A 19,082-nucleotide genomic window follows, 5' to 3' on the forward strand; every position below is an offset into this window, starting at 1 on the left:
CTACAGAAAAATACAGAGTGGCCATGGAATTCATCCGCACCCGCATCGAAACCCAGATCATGAGCCTGACCGGTTTGTCTTTGGGCAAACTCGACCTGGAAAACCCCAAGGGCGACCCGGGCCTGTTCGGACCGGACTCGGTGAGCTGGCAAGTCCATGGCGATTTCAGCAGCATGCTGATCGGTGGCATCAGTGCCCTGATGCTGCAGGCCCTGCACCCGCTGGCATTGGCCGGGGTCTGGGACCATTCGAACTTTCGTGAAGACATGCTCGGCCGCCTGCGCCGCACCGGGCAGTTCATCTCCGGCACTACCTTCGGTTCTCGACAGGATGCCGAGTGGCTGATCGAAAAAGTCCGCACCATCCATTTGCAGATTACCGGCACGGCGCCGGATGGCCGCCCCTATGCCGCCAGCGATCCCGAACTGCTGACGTGGGTGCATGTGGCGGAAGTCAGCAACTTCCTCGCCGCGCATTTGCGCTATCGCAACCCGCATCTTTCACCTGCCGACCAGGATCGCTATTACGCGGAAATCGCCCTGGTCGCCGAACGCCTGGGCGCCCGGGATGTGCCCCGCTCGCGGCGGGAAATTGCCGACTACCTCAAGCGCATCCGTCCTCAACTGCTGTGCGACGAGCGCAGTCGTGAAGTCCTGCGCCTGTTGCTGAACGCCCCCTCCCCCAGTCGCTTGGCCAAACCTTTCGGCGGTCTGATGATGCAGGCCGGGATCGACCTGCTGCCGGACTGGGCCAGCGACATGCTCGGCGTCAGCCAGAACCCGCTGCAACGCAAGCTGATCCGCGCCAGCGTCAATCGCAGTGCGCCGATGCTGCGCTGGGCGGTGCGTAATGGGTCGGTGCAGCGGGCCAAGCGGCGGATGGGGATTACTTAGAAAGAACAAAGTCAAAAGCTTCGCGAGCAAGCCCGCTCCCACACTGGATCTATGTCGATCGCAAGTTTTATGTTCACAGAAAATCCAATGTGGGAGCGGGCTTGCTCGCGAAGGCAGCGCCTCGGTCCCGCGCCAAAACTGTTAAACTCCCGCGCCCAATTCCCTCCTGCAAGGCGCCCAGCATGTCTTCCTTGAATCAGGCGCTGCGCGCCGCCCTCGATCAACGCCAGGACCTGCTTGCCGAACTGCACCTGCAAGGGACCGATTGCTATCGCCTGTTCCACGGTAGCCAGGAAGGCGCCGGTGGCCTGACCATCGACCGCTACGGCCCGCAGCTGCTGGTGCAAAGTTTCCACCAGGCGCTGGAGCGCGAGACGCTGCTGCAACTGCACGAAGCGATCAATCAACACCTGGGTTTTGAAACCCTGCTGGTCTACAACGACCGCTCCCGTGGCAACTCGCGCATCGATCGCGATGACATCGTCTACCGCGCCGACGAAGCCGCCCTGCAAGACCTGGTCGGCCACGAATGGGGCCTGAACTATCGGGTGCGCGGTCGCCATGCCGGACAGGACCCTCTGCTGTTCCTCGACCTGCGCAACACCCGCGGCTGGGTCAAGGATCACAGCAAGAACAAAAGCGTGCTGAACCTGTTTGCCTACACCTGTGGTGTCGGCCTCAGTGCCGCCGCTGGTGGCGCACGCGAGGTGTGCAACCTGGACTTCGCCGAAGGCAACCTGGCGGTCGGTCGGGAGAACGGGCAACTCAACCCGCAGTTGCCGACCATGGAATTTATCCAGTCCGACTACTTCCCGGCCATTCGCCAACTGGCCGGCCTGCCGATCAGCCAGCGCCGCGGGCAAAAACTTCCGAGCTATCAGCGCCTGGAACAGCGCCAGTACGATCTGGTGCTGCTGGACCCTCCAGCCTGGGCCAAGAGTGCATTCGGCACCGTCGACCTGTTGCGCGACTACCAGAGCCTGCTCAAACCGGCCTTGCTGACCACCGCCGACAACGGCGTGCTGATCTGCTGCAACAACCTGGCGAAAGTCAGCATGGACGACTGGCGTGAACAGGTTTTGCGTTGTGCAGAGAAGGCCGGGCGGCCGGTGCGTGAATGGACCGTGATGAAACCGGGCGCCGATTTTCCGTCAATGGATCAACAGCCACCGCTGAAAACCCTGATCCTGCAGCTCTGACCGTCGTCGGAGAAATCTGAAAATTCATGAACAGGCCAATCACTTCGGAACCGGAAACGCATGCCATACTCCAAGGCACTCCGATTCAGACAGATGAAGCCGCACATGCACAAAGGATTGATTCGCGCCATCGGCGCCTTGTTGACTGCTCTGGCCCTCTACAGCTTGCTGGGTTTTCTGATTTTACCGGGTGTCGCGTTGCGCGTTGCCAACCAGCAACTGGCCAACTACGCCACCACACCCGCGACCATCCAGCGGATCGAATTCAATCCGTTCAGCCTTGAACTGACCCTTTGGGGCTTGAACATCGGCGAACCCGGCAAGGAGCAGGTCGGTTTCGAGCGCCTGTACGCCAATCTGCAATTCGACAGCCTGTGGACCAAGGCGGTGCACCTGTCTGATGTCGAACTGACCAAGCCCAAGACCGAAATCCTGTTCAGCAAGGACGGCAAACTCAATCTGCTCGGGCTGTTCAAACTGCCAGAGAGCGAACCCACGCCGGCCGACCCGGATGCCAAGCCGTTTCCACTGCGCATCGAGCGGATCAAACTGGCGGGCGGCGCCGTGCATTTTGAAGATGCCCGGCCCAGCGAGCCCATCGAGTTTCTCTACGACACACTCGATTTCGAACTGAAGAACCTCAGTACCCTGCCTGATGACAGCGCCGACATGACCCTGGTGGCCGTCGGCCCCAATGGTGGACAGATCGACTGGACCGGCAACTTCAGCCTGATCCCGATCGCCTCCGAAGGTAAGCTGAAAATCACTGACGGCAAGATGAAAGCCTTTTGGCCCTATGTGCGCGATGCCGTGCCACTGGATCTCGAAAACGGCGTCATGAGCATCAGCACCGACTACAAACTCAACCTGGCCAAGGAAACCGAGCTGCTACTGAGCAATGTAGCGGTCAGCATCGCCCCCTTCGCGATCAAGGCTCCGGATGGCCGGCCGCTGGTAAAGCTCGAGCGCCTGGACGTCAGCGAAACCACTGTGGACCTGGCCAAGCAGCAAGTGGTGGTGGGCAAGATCCGCAGCCACAAACTGGAAACCTGGGCCGCGCTGGAATCGGACGGCCAACTCGACTGGCAGAAACTGTTCGCCAGCCAGCCGGCCAAACCCGCTGCCAAAGCCAAGGCGGATGCCGAACCGACCGGCACTCCGGCGGCGGCAGACTCACCGAAACCTGAACCGGCCGCGCCAGACAAACCCTGGCAAGTGCTGCTCAAGGATGTGCAACTGCGCGACTACAAGGTGCATCTGGCTGACCGCAAGGCACAACCCGCCGTCGCCCTGGAACTGAGTCCGCTGAACCTCGACCTGCAAAATTTCGACAGCCTCAACGGTTCCCCCTTTACCCTCAAGCTCGATACCGGTGTAGGCAAGCAAGGCAAGATCATGGCCGACGGCGAGGTCAACCTGGCCCCGGTCAGCGCCAGGCTGAAGGTACAGACCAAGGACATCGACCTGCGGGTTGCCCAGTCCTACATCACGCCGTTCATTCGCCTGGAACTGCGCAGCGGCATGCTCGGCAGCGATCTGGCGGTCGACCTGAAAAGCACCGAGCCCCTGGCCTTCGGCGTCACCGGCCGTGCCCAGGTCGATCAGTTGCATACCCTGGACACCTTGAAAACCCGCGACTTCCTCAAGTGGCAGCAGGTCGTGGTCGAAGGCCTGAACTATCAGCATGGGGACAGCCTGTCGATCGACAAGATCAACCTGTTCCAGCCCTATGCGCGCTTCATGATCAACGATGATCGCACCACCAACATCGATGACCTGCTGATTCCACAGCCAGCGGATTCCGGGGCAAAAACGGTGGCGAACAAACCGGCCAGCAACGAAAAACCGCTGGGCATCCACATCGGCGGCATTTTCATCAATGACGGTTCGGCCAACTTCGCCGACTTCAGCCTGACCCCGAACTTCGCCACCGCCATCCAGCAACTCAACGGGCAGATCGGCACCATCGACAGCCGCCGGCCGAAACCGGCCAGTGTCGACGTCAAGGGCAAGGTCGATCGCTACGCACCGGTGACCATCAAGGGTTCGGTCAATCCGTTCGACCCGATGGCCAGCCTCGACATCGCCACCAGCTTCAAACGCGTGGAACTGACCACGCTGACGCCCTACTCCGGCAAGTTCGCCGGCTACCGTATCCGCAAGGGCCGGCTCAATCTCGACCTGCACTACCAGATCACCAAGGGTCAGCTCAAAGCTGAAAACAAAGTGGTGGTCGAACAACTGCAACTGGGTGAAAAAGTCGACAGCCCGGATGCCGTGAGCCTGCCACTGAAACTGGCCATTGCCTTGCTCAAGGACGTCGACGGCAAGATCTCCATCGAACTGCCGGTCACTGGCGACCTGAACAACCCTCAGTTCAGCGTCATGCCGATTATCTGGCAGACCCTGCGCAACCTGATCGTCAAGGCCGCGGCAGCACCGTTCAAACTCATTGGCGGCTTGGTCAACGGTGGTGGTTCGGAAGACCTGGGCAGCGTTTCATTCGCAGCCGGTTCCAGCGAATTGAGCAAGGACGCCGAAGGCGCCCTAGACAAACTGTCCAAGGCGCTCAAGGAACGCCCGGCCCTGCGCCTGGAAATCGAAGGCACCGCCGCCCAGAGCAGCGATGGCCCGCTGATCGCCGAACAACGCCTGGAGCGTGAATACCAGTACAACTACTACAAAATGCTCCAGCGCCGCGGTGACAAGGTCCCGGCCCAGGCTTCGTTGCTGGAAGTGCCGGACGGAGAAAAGGGCCCGCTGCTCGAAGGTATCTACCGCACCCGCCTGAAAACCCAGCCCCCTGCCGAATGGAAGGACCTGGGCAAGGAAGAACGCACCGCGAAAATGCGTGCCGAGGTGATCAAGTTCTGGAGTGCCAGCGACGTACTGTTGCGTCAACTGGGCCAGGAACGCGCCAGCAGCATCAAAGATTATCTGGTCGACAAGGCCCAGTTGGAAGATGACCGGGTGTACTTCATCGATGCCAATCTGGGCGAGGCGCAAAGCGACGGCCGCGTGGTGACGCCGATGCATCTGGATGCCGAGTGATGCATCGGCAACTGGCAGGCTTGGCTCTAGCGCTCTCCGTCAGTCAGGCCTGGGCGGCCGATACCCTACGCTGTGGCAGCCAGTTGATCAGCGTCGGCGATCGCTCGAGTGAGGTCGTGCAGAAATGCGGTGAGCCGGTCAGCCGCGACTTGCTGGGGTACAAGCGCAGTGCCGATAGACGCGAGGAGTTTCAGGTCGAGGAGTGGACCTACGGACCGAATGGCGGGATGTATCAATACTTGCGGTTCGAAGGTAATCGGCTGAAACAGATCACCAGTAAACGCGGCAATTGATTAGCACTATCCAATGTGGGAGCGGGCTTGCTCGCGAAGGCGATAGATCAGTCAACTTATTGGTTGAATGACACACCGCTTTCGCGAGCAAGCCCGCTCCCACATTGGGTTTTCAGCGTTACATATAGAACAGGCCCCGGCAATAAATGCGCGGGGCCTGTGACGGCCACATCCTTATGGCCCTTCGCATGAACACTCAGGTTGCAACAGACGTATGACTCTGCCCGTCTGTCGCGCCTTCTCCCGGTCCAGGCGAGAAGCCTTGCCTTACTCGGCTTTGAGGCCGTCAGCGGAGACCGCCTTGACGCCTTTGATTTTCTTGGTGATGGCCACAGCCGCTTCTTTTTGCGAATCGGTCACGGCGGTGGTCGACGACAGCGATACCACGCCTTTGTTGGTTTCAACTTTGATGTCGCTACCTGGAATGCCTTTTTCAGTCATCAGGTCAGCCTTGACTTTGGTGGTGATCCAGGTATCGGAAGTATCTTCTTTCACTTCGGTCATTTCACCGGCAGCCAGCACCATTGGCGACTGGGTTGCCTGGGTGGTTTGAGCAAACGCGGCGTTGGCCATGGTCAGGGTCAGCGCGGTAGCAGCAGCGGCAGTGATAGCGAACTTCTTCATACGAGTAACTCCTGTTTTTCGGAAAGTCTGCCGGATGTCTTGTCGGCAGGGTTATCAAGGGTATTGCGAACGCTGTGCCAACTTTGAAACAAAGATAAAAACCTTATAAATCAAAAAGTTATGAAATAATCCAATTTTCGGAATCATGCAAAATGCACGAGAAGCAGAAACACTGCATGCAAGTTGCAGGTTTATGGAAAGTTCCTAAGATGCTGAAATTTCTGAGCTTTATCTGCGGATTTTAACGACGGGTCGACAAACAGGAAAATCCCCGCAAAAGCGGGGACTTGATTCAGCAATTCATGCCGCAGAACCGGAACACCCTTTAGGCAAGTAATCCTCGGAAACGCTGCTTTTACATGACCAGCCTTTGGTTTCGTCCCGTGTCAGGGTGACGGTTTTGCCCTGGACCACCCCCGGGGCATTGTGCAACGTACAAACGATTGATCCCGCTCCCGCTGGCGTTGTAGCCGTCACAGACAGGGCGCAGTGGTTGGTCGATGTCTTGCCGGCCGGCGCCACGTTGGCAATTGTCGGGGTTTCCCCCTGGTTGATCACATCCTCGAACGGCACCTTCATTGCAGTCAGCTCAGCCATCGCCGCCGTGACCTTGGCCCGTGCCTGGTACTTGGAATACATCGGCAGGCCCAGTGTTGCCAAGATCCCGATGATCGCTACCACGACGAGCAACTCGATCAGGGTAAAACCTTTCTGATAGTTCATGTACAAGCTCCATGCATGAGTCGAAGGCTCATGACCTGCCCCATGGCAGCACAGCCTGTGCCAAGGCCAGAAGCCCCTGTTGGCAGGGGGCATGGTGGCCGCAAAGCCCTTACTTGCTACCAGGATCAGTACTATCTGACGTTTTTTGTCACATCACCCCTGCGGGTTTGGCCCCATCCTTTGACTAGGCTATAAGAGCAATTCAATCGGAATACCCAGGACTGAACATGGCGGTCAAGGCAGCGAAAATCAGCGTGTATGCATGGGAAGGCATCGACCGCAAAGGCACAAAAGTGACCGGCGAACTCAGCGCTCAAAACCCGGCGCTGATCAAGGCGAAACTGCGCAAGCAAGGCATCAGTCCGGGCAAGGTTCGCAAAAAAAACCATTCGGTTTTCAGCATGGGCAAGCGTATCAAGGCCCAGGACATTGCCCTGTTCACCCGGCAAATGGCGACGATGATGAAGGCCGGCGTGCCGTTGTTGCAGTCCTTCGACATCATCGGCGAGGGCTTCGACAATCCGGCCATGCGCAAGCTGGTGGACGAACTGAAACAGGAAGTTGCTGCAGGCAGCAGCTTCGCCGCCGCCCTGCGCAAGAAGCCCCGGTACTTCGATGAGCTGTATTGCAATCTGGTGGATGCCGGCGAGCAGGCCGGTGCCCTGGACACCCTTTTGGAGCGAGTCGCGACCTACAAGGAAAAAAGCGAAAGCCTCAAGGCCAGGATCAGGAAAGCCATGACCTACCCGCTGGTGGTGGTGTTCGTCGCGGCGATTGTCACCGGGATCCTGCTGGTCAATGTCGTGCCGCAGTTCGAATCGGTGTTCAAAGGCTTTGGCGCCGAACTGCCGGCCTTCACCGTGATGGTCATTGGCCTGTCGCAATTCATGCAAGCCTGGTGGTGGGTGGTCCTTGTCACGCTGATCACGATGACCTTCGGCGTACGCCACGCCCTCAGGACATCCCCGGCCTTGCGTGACCGGATGGACACCTGGCTGCTGAAACTGCCGCTGGTGGGCACCCTGATGCACAAGTCCGCCGTGGCCCGGTTCGCCCGTACTTTGTCGACCACTTTCGCTGCCGGCGTGCCGCTGGTGGAGGCCCTGGAATCAGTGGCCGGTGCGACCGGCAATAGCGTGTTCAAGCGTGCGGTATTGCGCATCCGGCAGGACATCTCGACCGGCATGCAATTGCATTTCGCAATGCGCACCTGCGGCGTCTTTCCGAACATGGCGATACAAATGACTGCAATCGGCGAAGAGTCCGGCACCCTGGACGCTATGCTCGACAAAGTCGCGGGGTTCTACGAAGACAACGTCGATAACATGGTCGATAACCTCACCAGCCTGATGGAGCCGTTCATCATGGTGGTGCTGGGTGTTATCGTCGGTGGACTGGTAGTTGCCATGTACCTGCCCATCTTCCAACTTGGCTCAGCGATCTGACATGCCCTTGAATGACATTCTGATTCACTCTGCGCTGGCCTTTGTCCTTCTCGCAGGCATCACCGGCCTGCTGGTCGGCAGTTTCCTCAATGTCGTGATCTGGCGCCTGCCGAAAATGCTCGAACGCGACTGGCGTGAGCAGGCCCATGACATTCTCGGGCTGCCAGGCGAAACGCCGCTGCCGACCTACAACCTGTTGCTGCCCCACTCCCAGTGCCCGAACTGCGGTCACCGAATCCGCGCCTGGGAAAACATCCCGCTGCTCAGCTATGTGTTTTTGCGCGGCCGCTGCTCAGCCTGCGCGGCAGCGATCAGCCCGCGCTATCCGTTGACCGAACTGGCCTGCGGCCTGTTGTCGGCGTTTGTTGCCTGGCACTTCGGCTTCGGTTGGCCCGCCTGCCTGATGCTGGTCCTGAGCTGGGGTTTGCTGGCGATGAGCCTGATCGACGCCGAACATCAGATATTGCCGGACGTGCTGGTGCTGCCGTTGATATGGCTGGGGTTGATCGTCAATAGTTTCGGCCTGTTCGTGTCGTTGCACGAGGCACTTTGGGGGGCGATAGCCGGCTACAGCCTGCTGTGGTCGGTGTTCTGGCTGTTCAAGCTGATCACGGGCAAGGACGGCATGGGCTACGGTGATTTCAAGTTGCTGGCGATGCTGGGCGCCTGGGGTGGCTGGCAGATTTTGCCGCTGACCATCCTGCTGTCCTCGCTGGTGGGGGCCATTATCGGGCTGATGCTGCTGCGCTGGCGCAATGCAAAAACCTCGACGCCGATCCCTTTCGGTCCCTATCTGGCCATTGCCGGCTGGATTGCGTTGCTCTGGGGTGGTCAAATAACCGACCTCTATTGGCAGTTTGTCGGTTTTAAATGAATAGCCCTGTGGAAAAACCCTGGATTCTCGGCCTGACCGGCGGCATCGGCAGCGGCAAAAGTGCGGCCGCCCAACACTTCATCGATCTGGGCGTGCATGTGGTCGACGCCGATCACGCCGCTCGCTGGGTCGTTGAACCCGGCCGCCCGGCACTGGCACAAATCGCCGAACACTTCGGTCCCGGTGTGCTGCAGGCCGACGGGCAACTGGACCGCGCCGCGCTACGCAAATTGATCTTCGAAGTGCCAGAAGAACGCCGCTGGCTGGAGGCCCTCCTGCATCCGCTGATCGGCGAAGAAATCGCTCACCACCTGGCGCTGGCAAAATCGCCTTATGCGATTCTGGTTTCGCCGCTGCTGATCGAGTCCGGGCAATACGCCATGACCCAACGGGTGCTGGTGATCGATGCCCCCGAACAATTGCAGATCGAACGTACCCTGCAACGTGACCAGACCAGCGAACAGCAAGTCCAGGCGATCCTCAAGGCCCAGTCCAGCCGTCAGGATCGCGTGAACCATGCCGACGACGTCGTGGTCAACGACCGCGACCTTGCCTGGCTGCACAGCGAGGTCGAACGCCTGCATCATTTTTATCTTTCTTTGCGTGGAGGCCAGTCATGAGCCAACCAACAACCGTCGAATGCCCAACCTGTGGCGCCCCCGTGGAATGGACCGCCGAGAGCAAATTCCGGCCATTCTGTTCCGACCGCTGCAAACTGATCGACCTGGGTGCCTGGGCGTCCGAAGAACACAAGATTCCAGTGGCTCCCGATGCCGAGGACGAGATGTTCAGCGGTGACTTCGACCCGCGCCATTGATCCATCGAGTGGGCGATTCCAGGTTTTGATGCGGATCAGGACTTGGGATCGTCGTCCTTCCAGGGAGCCGAGAGGTAGCGCGTGCGGTTGAACGTCTCAAGCCACTCCGGACAAAACACGACCAGCGCACTGACGATCATGCCGTTGATAAACGCTTCGGGAAAAATGATCAGCCATAGATATCCGACAAAATCTTCCAGCCAGTACGGCATGGCAAAACGCTCGTCGAACCATAACAACCAAAGCGCCAGCAGCAGACACAGCAACGCCGACAGCGCTGCGGCAAAAAATCCGGAAACGAAGATATACACGAAGGGATTTCGTGGCTGCGCCCTCTCCACCAGAATGGCGCAGCACTCGGTGACCAGCACCGGCAACGCGATCAACAGCGCACCATTGATCCCGACCGCCACCAGGTCCTGTCGCCCGAGCAACACCAGCCCCGTTTGCGCCACCAGGCCCCCCACCAGCGCCAGCGGCCAGTCAAGCAGTAGCGTCACTGCGGTCATGCCGATGAAGTGGTAAGACACCCCGGTATCAAAGTCGCGCCGCACCAGCCACAACAGAAACAGCGCAAACACCGTTCCAAACAGCAGATGCTGACGACGGCTGTCGGTGAACAGTTCAACCCACGGCGCGCGACAGATCGCCCAGATCAACACCGGCACATAGATCAGCCAGCCGACCGCAAGGGTTTGCGATGACAGCAACTCTGCACCGATCATGGCTACGTGCGCCTCCCAGGCGAAGAACAACAGGCACTCAGTCTACACCGCCGCCCGCATGCCCTTCGACTTCAAGCCCAATGCCGCGGATCGTTCATCACCGCGTCATGTTCGGCGAACAGCTTCGGTAGCTCAGACTTGAGAAAGTCCACCCAGGTGCGGACCTTGGCATCGAGAAAGCGTCGCGAAGGATACAGCGCATACACATTGCGCTCGCGCAGGCGCCATGCAGGTAACACACGCAGCAAAGTACCGTCGCTCAAGGGCCGCGTCGCGGTGTAGAACGGCAGCAGGCTGATGCCCATGCCCGCCTCCGAAGCCTTGACCATCGACTCGGCAACATTGCACTGAAAGGTCTTGGCCGGGCTGACGGCGTGCTCGCCGTCCTGGTCCTGGAAAAGCCATTGATCGCCATACAGCGGGTCGAGCATGCGCAGGCACTGATGATCGTTCAGCGCCAGCGGCTGCTGCGGCACACCCCGGCGTCGCAGATAGGCCGGGGAGGCACAGGGCACGCTGTAGATCTGCCCGATGGCTTGCGCAACCATTTGCGAGTCGGCTAGTTCCGGAGCGATCGAAATCACCACATCGTGCCCTTCCTCCAGCGGATCGGGATTGCGCTGCGACAAGGTCAGCTCGAACACCACATCGGGATAAAGCTCGCTGTAGCGGGCGATCAACGGCGTAAGCAGCACACCCAGGCCGTTCATGCTGTGCACCCGCAGGCGTCCGGCCGGATTGATATGAGCGCCACGGGCCTCGGCCGTCGCCTCATCCATGGCCTCGACGATTTGCCGGCTGCGCAGCAGGAAGCGCTCGCCGGCGTCGGTCAGGCTCAAGCGCCGCGTGGTGCGTTGCAGCAGACGCGCCTGTACATGTTCCTCCAGATCCGCCACCAATCGGGATACCTGCGCGGTCGACAGATCCAGTGCATCGGCAGCCCCGGTGAAACTGGCGCAGTCCACCACCCGGATGAATACGCGCAAGTTGTTAAGCACATCCATAAGCCCCCCTCGGGCGATGACTGTTACGTTTTATGTAAGGCTGCATCCGCCGTTCGCCCCTTTATCCGTCGGTGGCAAAGACTAAAATTCAGACATCAAATCCGACACGGAGCACGCCAACATGAAAACGTTGATCAGCCTGTTGCTGACCGTCATCGCCACCTCGGCCATGGCCGCTGACAACGAACCCCTCGCAGTCCTGTATAACCCGGCGCAGCCACTGGACATCGCCAGCGTGGTTTCTGTGTCGAACACCGCGACTGCGTGCGGGGTTGTACCGGCTACCATGGTGTATGTCGATCATCAGGGCCAGACCCACCGCGTGACCTACAACGTCATGGGTGATTGCACCAGCAACCTGTGATCAATGGTTCATAGCAAGGTCCACGTGTAGCTGAGGATCAAGCGGTTCTCGTCGATATCACTGCGGTAGTTTGAACGCGCCATCGCATTGCGCACGCGAATGCCCAAACCTTTGAGGCTGCCGCTCTGCAACACATAGCCGATGTCCAGGTCACGTTCGCGATCCTTGCCCTCATAGCCTTTGCCGGTATCGACATTGTTGCCGCTGATGTAGCGCACGGTACTGGTCAGCCCCGGTACGCCGAGCGCCGCGAAGTCGTAGTCGTAGCGCGCCTGCCAGGAACGCTCATCGGTGAAGGCGAACTCGTAGGTCGGCACCTCGTTGCCCAGTGGCGAGATGTTGGCAAATACCCGTGGAAATGCACTGTCGCCGAACATGCCCTGATAGCCGACGTAAAACGTATGACCGCCACGCTTGGCCGATAGCAACGAGAAGAACGCCTGGTTGTCGATGTTGCCCAGCAGTTTTTTGCCGTCCTCGCGCGAATCGTAGTAACCGAGGTTGGCGCCGAGGATCCAGTCGCCCACCGGCTCACTGTGCTTTAAACCCAGAAAACGCTGGTTGTAGATATCTTCCAGTTGCCCGTACCAGGCACTGGCCGAGCTGCGCTTGTCGTTGAAGACATAGTCAGCGCCGGCAAAATTGAAACCGTCACTGCTGACCTGACGCTGCGGCACGTGACCCAGCATCGCTTGCATCTTTTCGTCGCCAGCCTCGTTGCGCAGGCTGGTTGAACTCAAGTGACCACCCTGCACAGTCAGGCCATTGATCTCGTTGGAGGTGATGCTTGCGCCCTGATAACTGGGAGGTAGCAGGCGAATATCGCTGAATGCCAACACCGGCAGGTTGGGTTGCAACTCACCGACTTTCAGCTCGGTTTTGGAGTAGCGCATCTTCAACGCGCCTTCCAGACGGCTGTAGTTGTCTGCCGCGCGGCCGTCGTCCTGCACCGGCAACAAACCGGTATTGGTCCGGTCCGGAGCGCTGTCGAGCTTGAGACCGAGCAAGCCGATGACGTCCACCGCAAACCCGACGGTGCCTTGGGTGTATCCTGACTTCACGTTGAGGATGAAACCCTGGGCCCACTCTTCAGCCTTCGATTGCTGGTTGGCGCCGACGATGTCGGAATAGTCGCGGCTGAAGTAGTAATTGCGCGCCTGCAACGTTGCGCTGGTGTCTTCGATAAAGCCGGTTTCAGCTGCCATCGCACCGGTGGAAAAACCCGAGACGACAGCCAGGGACAACGCAGAACCGGTTGTTGGGAGAATCTGTTTCATCGTTTTTCTCTTATTGTTATTGATCGACTGATTGAAGGACTTCAGTTGCAGTGGATTTGCGACGGGGAGCGGGACGACGGGCGCTCAACAGCACATGGGTGACCATGCCGAAAATCAGCCCCCAAAACGCCGCGGACAAACCGAACAACGACATGCCCGAAGCCGTGACCAGAAAGGTCACCAGCGCGGCTTCGCGATCGCTCGGTACCGCCATCGCGCCGGTCAACGCGCCGGCAATGGCGGCGAACAAGGCCAGCCCGGCCAGCGCCGCGATCAACTCTTTGGGGAACGCTGAAAACAGCGAGACCAGCGTGGCGCCGAAGATCCCCAGCAGCAGGTAGCACAGGCCGCCGACGACCCCGGCCACGTAGCGTTTGCGAGGATCTTCGTGAGCTTCGCGACCGGTGCAGATCGCCGCGGTGATCGCCGCCAGATTCAGCCCATGGCAACCAAACGACGCCAGCAATGCGGTGCCCAGCGCGCTACTGGCGATGATCGGGCTCGCTGGCGTCGGATAGCCACTGGCGCGCAGCACCGCCATGCCGGGCACGAACTGACCGGTCAGCGCCACCATCACCAGCGGCAAGGCAATGTTCAGGATCGCGCCCAGACTGAACTCGGGCGTGATCCACACCGGCGTGGCCAGGCCGATCACCAGCGCTTCACGATGTAAATCACCGGTGAACGCGGCAATCGAACAGCCCATCAGCAGCACCATCATCACCGCATAACGCGGCATCACACGCTTGCAGATCAGGTAGCAGGCAAACATCGCCAGGACCAGCAACGGCTTGCGCTGCATCGACACGAACAAGCCAGTGCCGAAACTGAACAGGATCCCCGCCAGCATCGCCGCCGCGATGGCGGCGGGCAGCTTGCTGATGATCCGGTCGAAAGCGCCCGAGATGCCAACCACGAAAATGATCAGGCTGCTGACCAGATACGCCCCCACGGCCTCTGCCATGGAGATGTCCGGCAACAGCGTCACCAGCAACGCCGAGCCCGGCGCCGACCAGGCGATGATCACCGGAACGCGGAAGCGCAGGCTCAAGCCGATGCCGAGCACGGCGCTGCCGATGGAGATCGCCCAGATCCAGGACGACAACACTTCCCGCGAAAGATGTGCCGCTTCTGCCGCCTGAAAGATGATCACCAACGGGCCGGCGTAGGAAATCACCGTGGCAATGAATCCAGACACGGCGGCTGACAACGAGAAGTCCTGGAAAAACGCTTTCATGATTCAGGCACCGGTCGCTGACAACGCTGGGTTGACGCCCGCAGCGCTGCGTCGGCTGCTGATGGCGAACACGGTCATGGCCAGGGTCGCCACCGCACCGGGCAAGGCAAACGCCATGAAGTTCAGTTGCAGGGGCAAGCTGATCCCGAGCAAGGCACCACCCAGCAGCGGACCGACGATGGCCCCGTTGCGCCCAATGCCCGACGCCCAGCCTAGACCGGTAGAACGAATCGTCATGGAATAGAACTGCGCGGCGCAGGCGTACAAAAGAATCTGCGAGCCAATGGTGGTGGCACCCGCAATGGCGATCAGCAGGTACAGCACCGGCATTGGGCTGTTGAAGCCCAATAGCGTGATCGACACCGCCGCCATGGCGAAAAACACCGCCAGCACTTTCGGCAGATTGAGTTTGTCGCCCAACACTCCCCCACCGACCGCGCCGAAGATCGCCCCGAAGTTCAACACCAGCAGGAACGACAGGCTCGAACCCAGGCTGTAACCGGCGTTGGCCATCAGTTTCGGCAGCCAGGAACTCAGCGCGTACACCATCAACAGGCAGCAGAAAAACGCCAGCCACAGCATCAGCGTGCGCAGCGCACGGCCTTCACGGAACAACTGCAACACCGGGGTGCCCGTGCCTTTCACTTCGGCCATGTGCAATTGATCAGAGGTTTGCGCGACGTAGGCCGGATCGATGCGCTGAAGAATATTGCGCGCCTCTTCATTGCGCCCCTGACGCAACATGAAACCCACCGATTCGGGCAGGAAATACATGATCAGCGGCAACAACAGCAACGGCAGGACCGCCACGTAAAACACCGACTGCCAGCCGAAACTAGGGATCAGCACAATGCCCAGTCCGGCGGACAGCATGCCGCCCACCGAGTAACCGCTGAACATGATCGCGACCAGAGTGCTGCGGATTTTTTTCGGCGCGTACTCGTTCATCAGTGCCACGACGTTAGGCATCACGCCGCCAATGCCGAGCCCGGCAATGAAGCGACAGAGGCCGAACTCGGTGGGGTTTCGGGCGAAACCATTGAGCACGGTGAAGCCACTGAAGAGCATCACGCAGATCGTGATGGCTTTTTTGCGACCGATCCTGTCCGACAGCGGACCGAAGAACAGCGCACCGAACATCATGCCGAACAGTGCATAGCTGCCCAGTGCACCGGCTTGCAGAGGACTGAGCCCCCACTCTTTCATCAGCATCGGCAAGACCACGCCGTAGATCACCAGATCGTAACCGTCGAAGATGATGATCAGGGCACACCAGAACAGCACCATCCAGTGAAAGCGGTTGAAACGAGCGTTGTCGATAACCTCATGTACGTCGATCTTGCGCATGGCATATATCTCTTGTTGTTGTTTTTTTAGAGCGGCGGTAACACGGCTTACGTCCGTACAGCCGAGGGTAGAGCCGCCCGATACGTGGCAATATCCAGTGCGCGCAGATCACTATCCATTTTGTGCAGGGCCCTGAAACGGGCATGGGAGCGGGAGGCATTGACCCTCTCCGACAAATTGTCTTCTTTGCGATCACATTTGAACGCTAAGCTTGGGCCTATGGATGACTCAGATTACTTACGCCTGCTGACCATCGCGGCCGAGCAAGCCAACGCGTTCCTGTCCAATGCCCGCAAGTGGGAGCGTGAGCGTTGGGTCTGCCAGCGCCTGCTGCAAGGCTTGAACATTCCCTATCGCGCCGATGAGTTCGCCCCCGCCGGGGAGCCGCCGGATGTGTTGTTTCGCGATGCCAGTTTCGAGGTGTTCTTCGTGCTCGACGAGGGCCGGCGCCTCAACGATGAATGGCGCGACGAATTGCAACGCCGACGCAGCGCGTTTTCCCTGAGCCAACTGGTGCGCCGCGAGGCCAAGCCACGACGCATCCCCGCCAACGAGTTCTTGCTGCGATTGGCGCCGACCTTGCGCAAAAAAGCGCACAACTACAAAGAGCGCGGCATGGATCTGGGTGAGCTGGACATCATTGCCTTCGCCAGCCTCAAACGCGAAGTACTGGACCTCAACAGCCATTTCCCGCCGCCGACCGAATACCTGCGCCAAGGCTGGCGCTCGCTGTCATTGGTTGGGCCGACATTCGCCCGCGTGCTGTTCGCTCACCCGGATGCGCCGGACTTCTTGCGCAGCAACCTGGGGCGCAGCATTGTGTTCGACGTCGGGATCAGTCTGTGAGCCCGCTGCAGGAGCTGATCGCCGAGGTGCCACAACAGGGTCGTGTACGCTGGATCGGCGTGCGCCCGCAATCACGTTCGGCGATGCTTGAACTCGATGCCGTGGAAGCGCGCCTGGAGGCCGGCCTGACCGGCGACCACGCCCGCCCCGGCGTGCGCAATGCGCGGCAGGTAACGCTGATTCAGTGGGAGCACCTGGCGGTGATCAGTTCACTGATGGGGCGAGCACAGGATCATCCGGTCCGGCCTGAAGATCTGCGGCGCAATCTCGTTATCAGTGGCATCAATCTGTTCAGCCTCAAGGGCCGCCGCTTCCGGATCGGCCAGGCAACGTTCGAAACCACCGGCTGGTGCCAGCCCTGCGCGCGCCTGGAAAGCAACCTGGGCATCGGCACCTTTCAGGCCGTGCGCGGACATGGCGGAATCACTGCCCGGGTGTTACAAAGTGGCATCATTCGCCTGGACGACATCGTTAGCGTCGAACCCATTGCGGACAGCGGCTATGCTGCGTTCAACCCTGGGTAAAAACACTGTAGCTTCTACACATTCAGCAACGTCTACTCCTGACGAGGCCCGATATGACCAGCCGCCTGAACCCCGACGACCAAAAGCATGTCGAAGAGTACCTGCAGTTGTCCCAGCACCAAGTCGAGCGCCGGCCTTTCCGGCCGTGGATGCTCCTTGTACTGGTATTGGCAGTGACCATTGGTCTGGGCCTGTTGAGCCGACTTATCAGTTACTTGACGCTATGAGCTGCCTTGCGCTCGCTCGGGTAATTGCACCGATTTCCTTTAGCCTTGCGAGTTATCCCCATGTCCCATCGTATTGTCATTGTCGGCGGCGGCGCCGGCGGTCTGGAGTTGGCTACCCGTCTGGGTAAGACTCTGGGCAAGCGCGGTACGGCCAGCGTGATGCTGGTCGACGCGAACCTGACCCACATCTGGAAACCCTTGTTGCACGAAGTGGCGGCCGGTTCCCTGAACTCTTCCGAAGACGAACTCAACTATGTCGCCCAGGCCAAATGGAACCACTTCGAGTTCCAGCTGGGGCGTATGAGCGGGCTCGATCGCGCGAAGAAAAAAATCCAGCTGGCCGCCACCTACGACGAAGCCGGTCTGGAGCTGGTGCCGGCCCGCGAAGTGCCTTACGACTCGCTGGTGATCTCCGTCGGCAGCACCACCAATGATTTCGGCACCCAGGGCGCGGCGCAACACTGCCTGTTCCTCGACACCCGCAAACAGGCCGAGCGTTTCCACCAGCAACTGCTCAATCACTATTTGCGCGCGCACGCCGGTCAGACCGACACGATCGAGCAAATCAGCGTGGCCATCGTCGGCGCCGGTGCCACCGGGGTCGAACTGGCCGCCGAACTGCACAACGCCGCCCACGAATTGGCAGCCTATGGCCTGGACCGGATCAAGCCGGAAAACATGCACATCACCCTGATCGAAGCCGGTCCACGGGTGCTGCCGGCGCTGCCGGAGCGCATTGGCGGGCCTGTGCATAAAACCCTGGAGAAACTCGGGGTCAACGTCATGACCAATGCTGCTGTCAGCGAAGTGACGGCCGACAGCCTGATCACCGCCGACGGCAACGAAATCAAGGCCAGTCTGAAAGTCTGGGCCGCGGGGATTCGCGCACCGGGTTTCCTCAAGGACATCGATGGCCTGGAAACCAACCGCATCAATCAGCTGCAAGTGCTGCCGACCCTGCAAACCACCCGTGACGAAAACATCTTCGCGTTCGGTGATTGCGCCGCCTGCCCGCAACCGGGTAGCGACCGCAATGTGCCGCCACGGGCCCAGGCCGCTCACCAACAGGCTTCGCTGCTGGCCAAATCGTTGAAACTGCGCATCGAAGGCAAGGCGTTGCCGGAGTACAAGTACACCGACTACGGCTCGCTGATCTCGCTGTCGCGTTTTTCGGCTGTGGGTAACTTGATGGGCAACCTCACCGGCAGCGTGATGCTCGAAGGCTGGCTGGCGCGGATGTTCTACGTGTCGCTGTACCGCATGCACCAGATGGCGCTGTACGGGCCGTTCCGCACGGCGATGCTAATGCTGGGCAGCAAGATCGGTCGCGGCACCGAGCCGCGCCTCAAGTTGCACTAACACCTCAACGACTGTGGGAGCGAGCTTGCTCGCGATAGCGGTCTGGCATTCAGTACATGTGTTGAATGTCAGGCCGTCATCGCGAGCAAGCTCGTTCCCACACTGGTTTTGCGGCGTTCTTGAGTTTCCTGCGGACAAAAAAAATCCCCGTATCTTTCGATACGAGGATTTTTAATATGGTCGGGGTAAGGGGATTCGAACTCCTGACATCCTGCTCCCAAAGCAGGCGCGCTACCGGACTGCGCTATACCCC

General features: G+C 59.7%; 20 protein-coding genes. 13 read left to right on the forward strand and 7 right to left on the reverse strand.

The window, feature by feature from the left end:
- Nucleotides 1-23 precede the first annotated feature (23 nt).
- From AC1RP7_RS26490 to AC1RP7_RS26505, 4 genes are all read left to right on the forward strand, one after another.
- Nucleotides 24-893: an oxygenase MpaB family protein gene (locus tag AC1RP7_RS26490; protein ID WP_493183200.1), complete on the forward strand. Its 870-nt coding sequence runs from the start codon at nt 24-26 to the stop codon at nt 891-893.
- 182 nt (nt 894-1,075) lie between these two features.
- A complete protein-coding gene (locus AC1RP7_RS26495; RefSeq protein ID WP_150813467.1) occupies nt 1,076-2,092 on the forward strand; it encodes a class I SAM-dependent rRNA methyltransferase in 1,017 nt (338 codons plus the stop codon).
- A gap of 60 nt (nt 2,093-2,152) precedes the next feature.
- Complete coding sequence (locus tag AC1RP7_RS26500) at nt 2,153-5,143, forward strand: DUF748 domain-containing protein (RefSeq protein ID WP_493183199.1); 2,991 nt, start codon at nt 2,153-2,155, stop codon at nt 5,141-5,143.
- The gene (locus AC1RP7_RS26505) at nt 5,143-5,436 is read left to right on the forward strand and encodes a DUF2845 domain-containing protein (RefSeq protein WP_173677975.1); all 294 of its coding nucleotides are present in this window, start codon (nt 5,143-5,145) and stop codon (nt 5,434-5,436) included. Before AC1RP7_RS26500 ends, AC1RP7_RS26505 begins: the two co-directional genes overlap by 1 nt.
- Before the next feature lie 267 nt (nt 5,437-5,703).
- Here the strand turns inward: AC1RP7_RS26505 and AC1RP7_RS26510 are convergent, their stop codons facing one another.
- Both AC1RP7_RS26510 and AC1RP7_RS26515 read right to left on the reverse strand, forming a co-directional pair.
- Nucleotides 5,704-6,060, reverse strand: coding sequence for a BON domain-containing protein (locus tag AC1RP7_RS26510; RefSeq protein WP_057713265.1), 357 nt, complete (start codon nt 6,058-6,060; stop codon nt 5,704-5,706).
- A 300-nt stretch (nt 6,061-6,360) separates the two neighbouring features.
- Entirely contained in the window at nt 6,361-6,783 is a 423-nt protein-coding gene (locus AC1RP7_RS26515; protein WP_493183197.1) for a pilin, read from the reverse strand.
- A 227-nt stretch (nt 6,784-7,010) separates the two neighbouring features.
- Between AC1RP7_RS26515 and AC1RP7_RS26520 the strand changes: the two genes are divergently transcribed.
- The 4 genes from AC1RP7_RS26520 to yacG are packed head-to-tail and all read left to right on the forward strand — an operon-like array spanning nt 7,011 to nt 9,919.
- On the forward strand, nt 7,011-8,228 hold the full coding sequence (locus tag AC1RP7_RS26520; RefSeq protein WP_154862184.1) for a type II secretion system F family protein: 1,218 nt from the start codon (nt 7,011-7,013) through the stop codon (nt 8,226-8,228).
- Between the two features lies 1 nt (nt 8,229).
- A complete protein-coding gene (locus tag AC1RP7_RS26525) occupies nt 8,230-9,102 on the forward strand; it encodes a prepilin peptidase (RefSeq protein ID WP_223500408.1) in 873 nt (290 codons plus the stop codon).
- Nucleotides 9,099-9,722 carry a dephospho-CoA kinase gene (gene coaE, locus AC1RP7_RS26530; RefSeq protein WP_057713261.1) on the forward strand — a complete coding sequence of 208 codons (624 nt, stop codon included), beginning with the start codon at nt 9,099-9,101 and terminating at the stop codon, nt 9,720-9,722. Before AC1RP7_RS26525 ends, coaE begins: the two co-directional genes overlap by 4 nt.
- Nucleotides 9,719-9,919, forward strand: coding sequence for a DNA gyrase inhibitor YacG (gene yacG, locus AC1RP7_RS26535; protein WP_007970539.1), 201 nt, complete (start codon nt 9,719-9,721; stop codon nt 9,917-9,919). Before coaE ends, yacG begins: the two co-directional genes overlap by 4 nt.
- A gap of 35 nt (nt 9,920-9,954) precedes the next feature.
- Here the strand turns inward: yacG and AC1RP7_RS26540 are convergent, their stop codons facing one another.
- Together AC1RP7_RS26540 and AC1RP7_RS26545 are read right to left on the reverse strand one after the other, a co-directional pair.
- Entirely contained in the window at nt 9,955-10,644 is a 690-nt protein-coding gene (locus tag AC1RP7_RS26540; RefSeq protein WP_349736310.1) for an energy-coupling factor ABC transporter permease, read from the reverse strand.
- A gap of 71 nt (nt 10,645-10,715) precedes the next feature.
- Nucleotides 10,716-11,648, reverse strand: coding sequence for a LysR family transcriptional regulator (locus tag AC1RP7_RS26545; protein WP_493183195.1), 933 nt, complete (start codon nt 11,646-11,648; stop codon nt 10,716-10,718).
- A gap of 121 nt (nt 11,649-11,769) precedes the next feature.
- On the opposite strand from AC1RP7_RS26545, the gene AC1RP7_RS26550 reads away from it, so the two are divergent.
- Nucleotides 11,770-12,012 carry a DUF2790 domain-containing protein gene (locus AC1RP7_RS26550; RefSeq protein ID WP_223500404.1) on the forward strand — a complete coding sequence of 81 codons (243 nt, stop codon included), beginning with the start codon at nt 11,770-11,772 and terminating at the stop codon, nt 12,010-12,012.
- Between the two features lie 8 nt (nt 12,013-12,020).
- Here AC1RP7_RS26550 and AC1RP7_RS26555 read toward each other — a convergent pair whose 3' ends face one another.
- Genes AC1RP7_RS26555 through AC1RP7_RS26565 form a run of 3 tightly spaced genes read right to left on the reverse strand, consistent with a single transcriptional unit; the run spans nt 12,021 to nt 15,873 of the window.
- Nucleotides 12,021-13,289, reverse strand: a complete 1,269-nt coding sequence (locus AC1RP7_RS26555; RefSeq protein WP_493183193.1) for an OprD family porin — start codon at nt 13,287-13,289, stop codon at nt 12,021-12,023.
- A gap of 16 nt (nt 13,290-13,305) precedes the next feature.
- Nucleotides 13,306-14,526: a benzoate/H(+) symporter BenE family transporter gene (locus AC1RP7_RS26560; protein ID WP_493183191.1), complete on the reverse strand. Its 1,221-nt coding sequence runs from the start codon at nt 14,524-14,526 to the stop codon at nt 13,306-13,308.
- 3 nt (nt 14,527-14,529) lie between these two features.
- Nucleotides 14,530-15,873, reverse strand: coding sequence for an aromatic acid/H+ symport family MFS transporter (locus AC1RP7_RS26565; protein WP_493183189.1), 1,344 nt, complete (start codon nt 15,871-15,873; stop codon nt 14,530-14,532).
- Between the two features lie 219 nt (nt 15,874-16,092).
- Between AC1RP7_RS26565 and AC1RP7_RS26570 the strand changes: the two genes are divergently transcribed.
- The 4 genes from AC1RP7_RS26570 to AC1RP7_RS26585 are packed head-to-tail and all read left to right on the forward strand — an operon-like array spanning nt 16,093 to nt 18,829.
- Nucleotides 16,093-16,719 (forward strand): DUF1780 domain-containing protein, encoded by a 627-nt coding sequence (locus tag AC1RP7_RS26570; RefSeq protein WP_007970534.1) that lies wholly within the window; start codon nt 16,093-16,095, stop codon nt 16,717-16,719.
- On the forward strand, nt 16,716-17,243 hold the full coding sequence (locus AC1RP7_RS26575) for an MOSC domain-containing protein (protein ID WP_349736307.1): 528 nt from the start codon (nt 16,716-16,718) through the stop codon (nt 17,241-17,243). The genes AC1RP7_RS26570 and AC1RP7_RS26575 overlap by 4 nt, the downstream gene beginning before the upstream one ends.
- A gap of 53 nt (nt 17,244-17,296) precedes the next feature.
- A complete protein-coding gene (locus AC1RP7_RS26580; RefSeq protein ID WP_007970531.1) occupies nt 17,297-17,470 on the forward strand; it encodes a DUF3094 domain-containing protein in 174 nt (57 codons plus the stop codon).
- Between the two features lie 60 nt (nt 17,471-17,530).
- Nucleotides 17,531-18,829 (forward strand): NAD(P)/FAD-dependent oxidoreductase, encoded by a 1,299-nt coding sequence (locus AC1RP7_RS26585; RefSeq protein ID WP_090451465.1) that lies wholly within the window; start codon nt 17,531-17,533, stop codon nt 18,827-18,829.
- Nucleotides 18,830-19,082 lie beyond the last annotated feature (253 nt).

Source organism: Pseudomonas sp. GW822-FHT01E03 (assembly GCF_058802985.1).

Coding starts and splice junctions, on each gene's coding strand:
- AC1RP7_RS26495 (WP_150813467.1), top strand. CDS start 1,076: ATGTCTTCCTTGAATCAGGCGCTGCGCGCCGCCCTCGATCAACGCCAG.
- coaE (WP_057713261.1), top strand. CDS start 9,099: ATGAATAGCCCTGTGGAAAAACCCTGGATTCTCGGCCTGACCGGCGGC.
- AC1RP7_RS26520 (WP_154862184.1), top strand. CDS start 7,011: ATGGCGGTCAAGGCAGCGAAAATCAGCGTGTATGCATGGGAAGGCATC.
- AC1RP7_RS26550 (WP_223500404.1), top strand. CDS start 11,770: ATGAAAACGTTGATCAGCCTGTTGCTGACCGTCATCGCCACCTCGGCC.
- AC1RP7_RS26555 (WP_493183193.1), bottom strand. CDS start 13,289: ATGAAACAGATTCTCCCAACAACCGGTTCTGCGTTGTCCCTGGCTGTC.
- AC1RP7_RS26565 (WP_493183189.1), bottom strand. CDS start 15,873: ATGCGCAAGATCGACGTACATGAGGTTATCGACAACGCTCGTTTCAAC.
- AC1RP7_RS26500 (WP_493183199.1), top strand. CDS start 2,153: ATGCCATACTCCAAGGCACTCCGATTCAGACAGATGAAGCCGCACATG.
- AC1RP7_RS26515 (WP_493183197.1), bottom strand. CDS start 6,783: ATGAACTATCAGAAAGGTTTTACCCTGATCGAGTTGCTCGTCGTGGTA.
- yacG (WP_007970539.1), top strand. CDS start 9,719: ATGAGCCAACCAACAACCGTCGAATGCCCAACCTGTGGCGCCCCCGTG.
- AC1RP7_RS26540 (WP_349736310.1), bottom strand. CDS start 10,644: ATGATCGGTGCAGAGTTGCTGTCATCGCAAACCCTTGCGGTCGGCTGG.
- AC1RP7_RS26545 (WP_493183195.1), bottom strand. CDS start 11,648: ATGGATGTGCTTAACAACTTGCGCGTATTCATCCGGGTGGTGGACTGC.
- AC1RP7_RS26490 (WP_493183200.1), top strand. CDS start 24: ATGGAATTCATCCGCACCCGCATCGAAACCCAGATCATGAGCCTGACC.
- AC1RP7_RS26585 (WP_090451465.1), top strand. CDS start 17,531: ATGTCCCATCGTATTGTCATTGTCGGCGGCGGCGCCGGCGGTCTGGAG.
- AC1RP7_RS26560 (WP_493183191.1), bottom strand. CDS start 14,526: ATGAAAGCGTTTTTCCAGGACTTCTCGTTGTCAGCCGCCGTGTCTGGA.
- AC1RP7_RS26510 (WP_057713265.1), bottom strand. CDS start 6,060: ATGAAGAAGTTCGCTATCACTGCCGCTGCTGCTACCGCGCTGACCCTG.
- AC1RP7_RS26580 (WP_007970531.1), top strand. CDS start 17,297: ATGACCAGCCGCCTGAACCCCGACGACCAAAAGCATGTCGAAGAGTAC.
- AC1RP7_RS26570 (WP_007970534.1), top strand. CDS start 16,093: ATGGATGACTCAGATTACTTACGCCTGCTGACCATCGCGGCCGAGCAA.
- AC1RP7_RS26505 (WP_173677975.1), top strand. CDS start 5,143: ATGCATCGGCAACTGGCAGGCTTGGCTCTAGCGCTCTCCGTCAGTCAG.
- AC1RP7_RS26525 (WP_223500408.1), top strand. CDS start 8,230: ATGCCCTTGAATGACATTCTGATTCACTCTGCGCTGGCCTTTGTCCTT.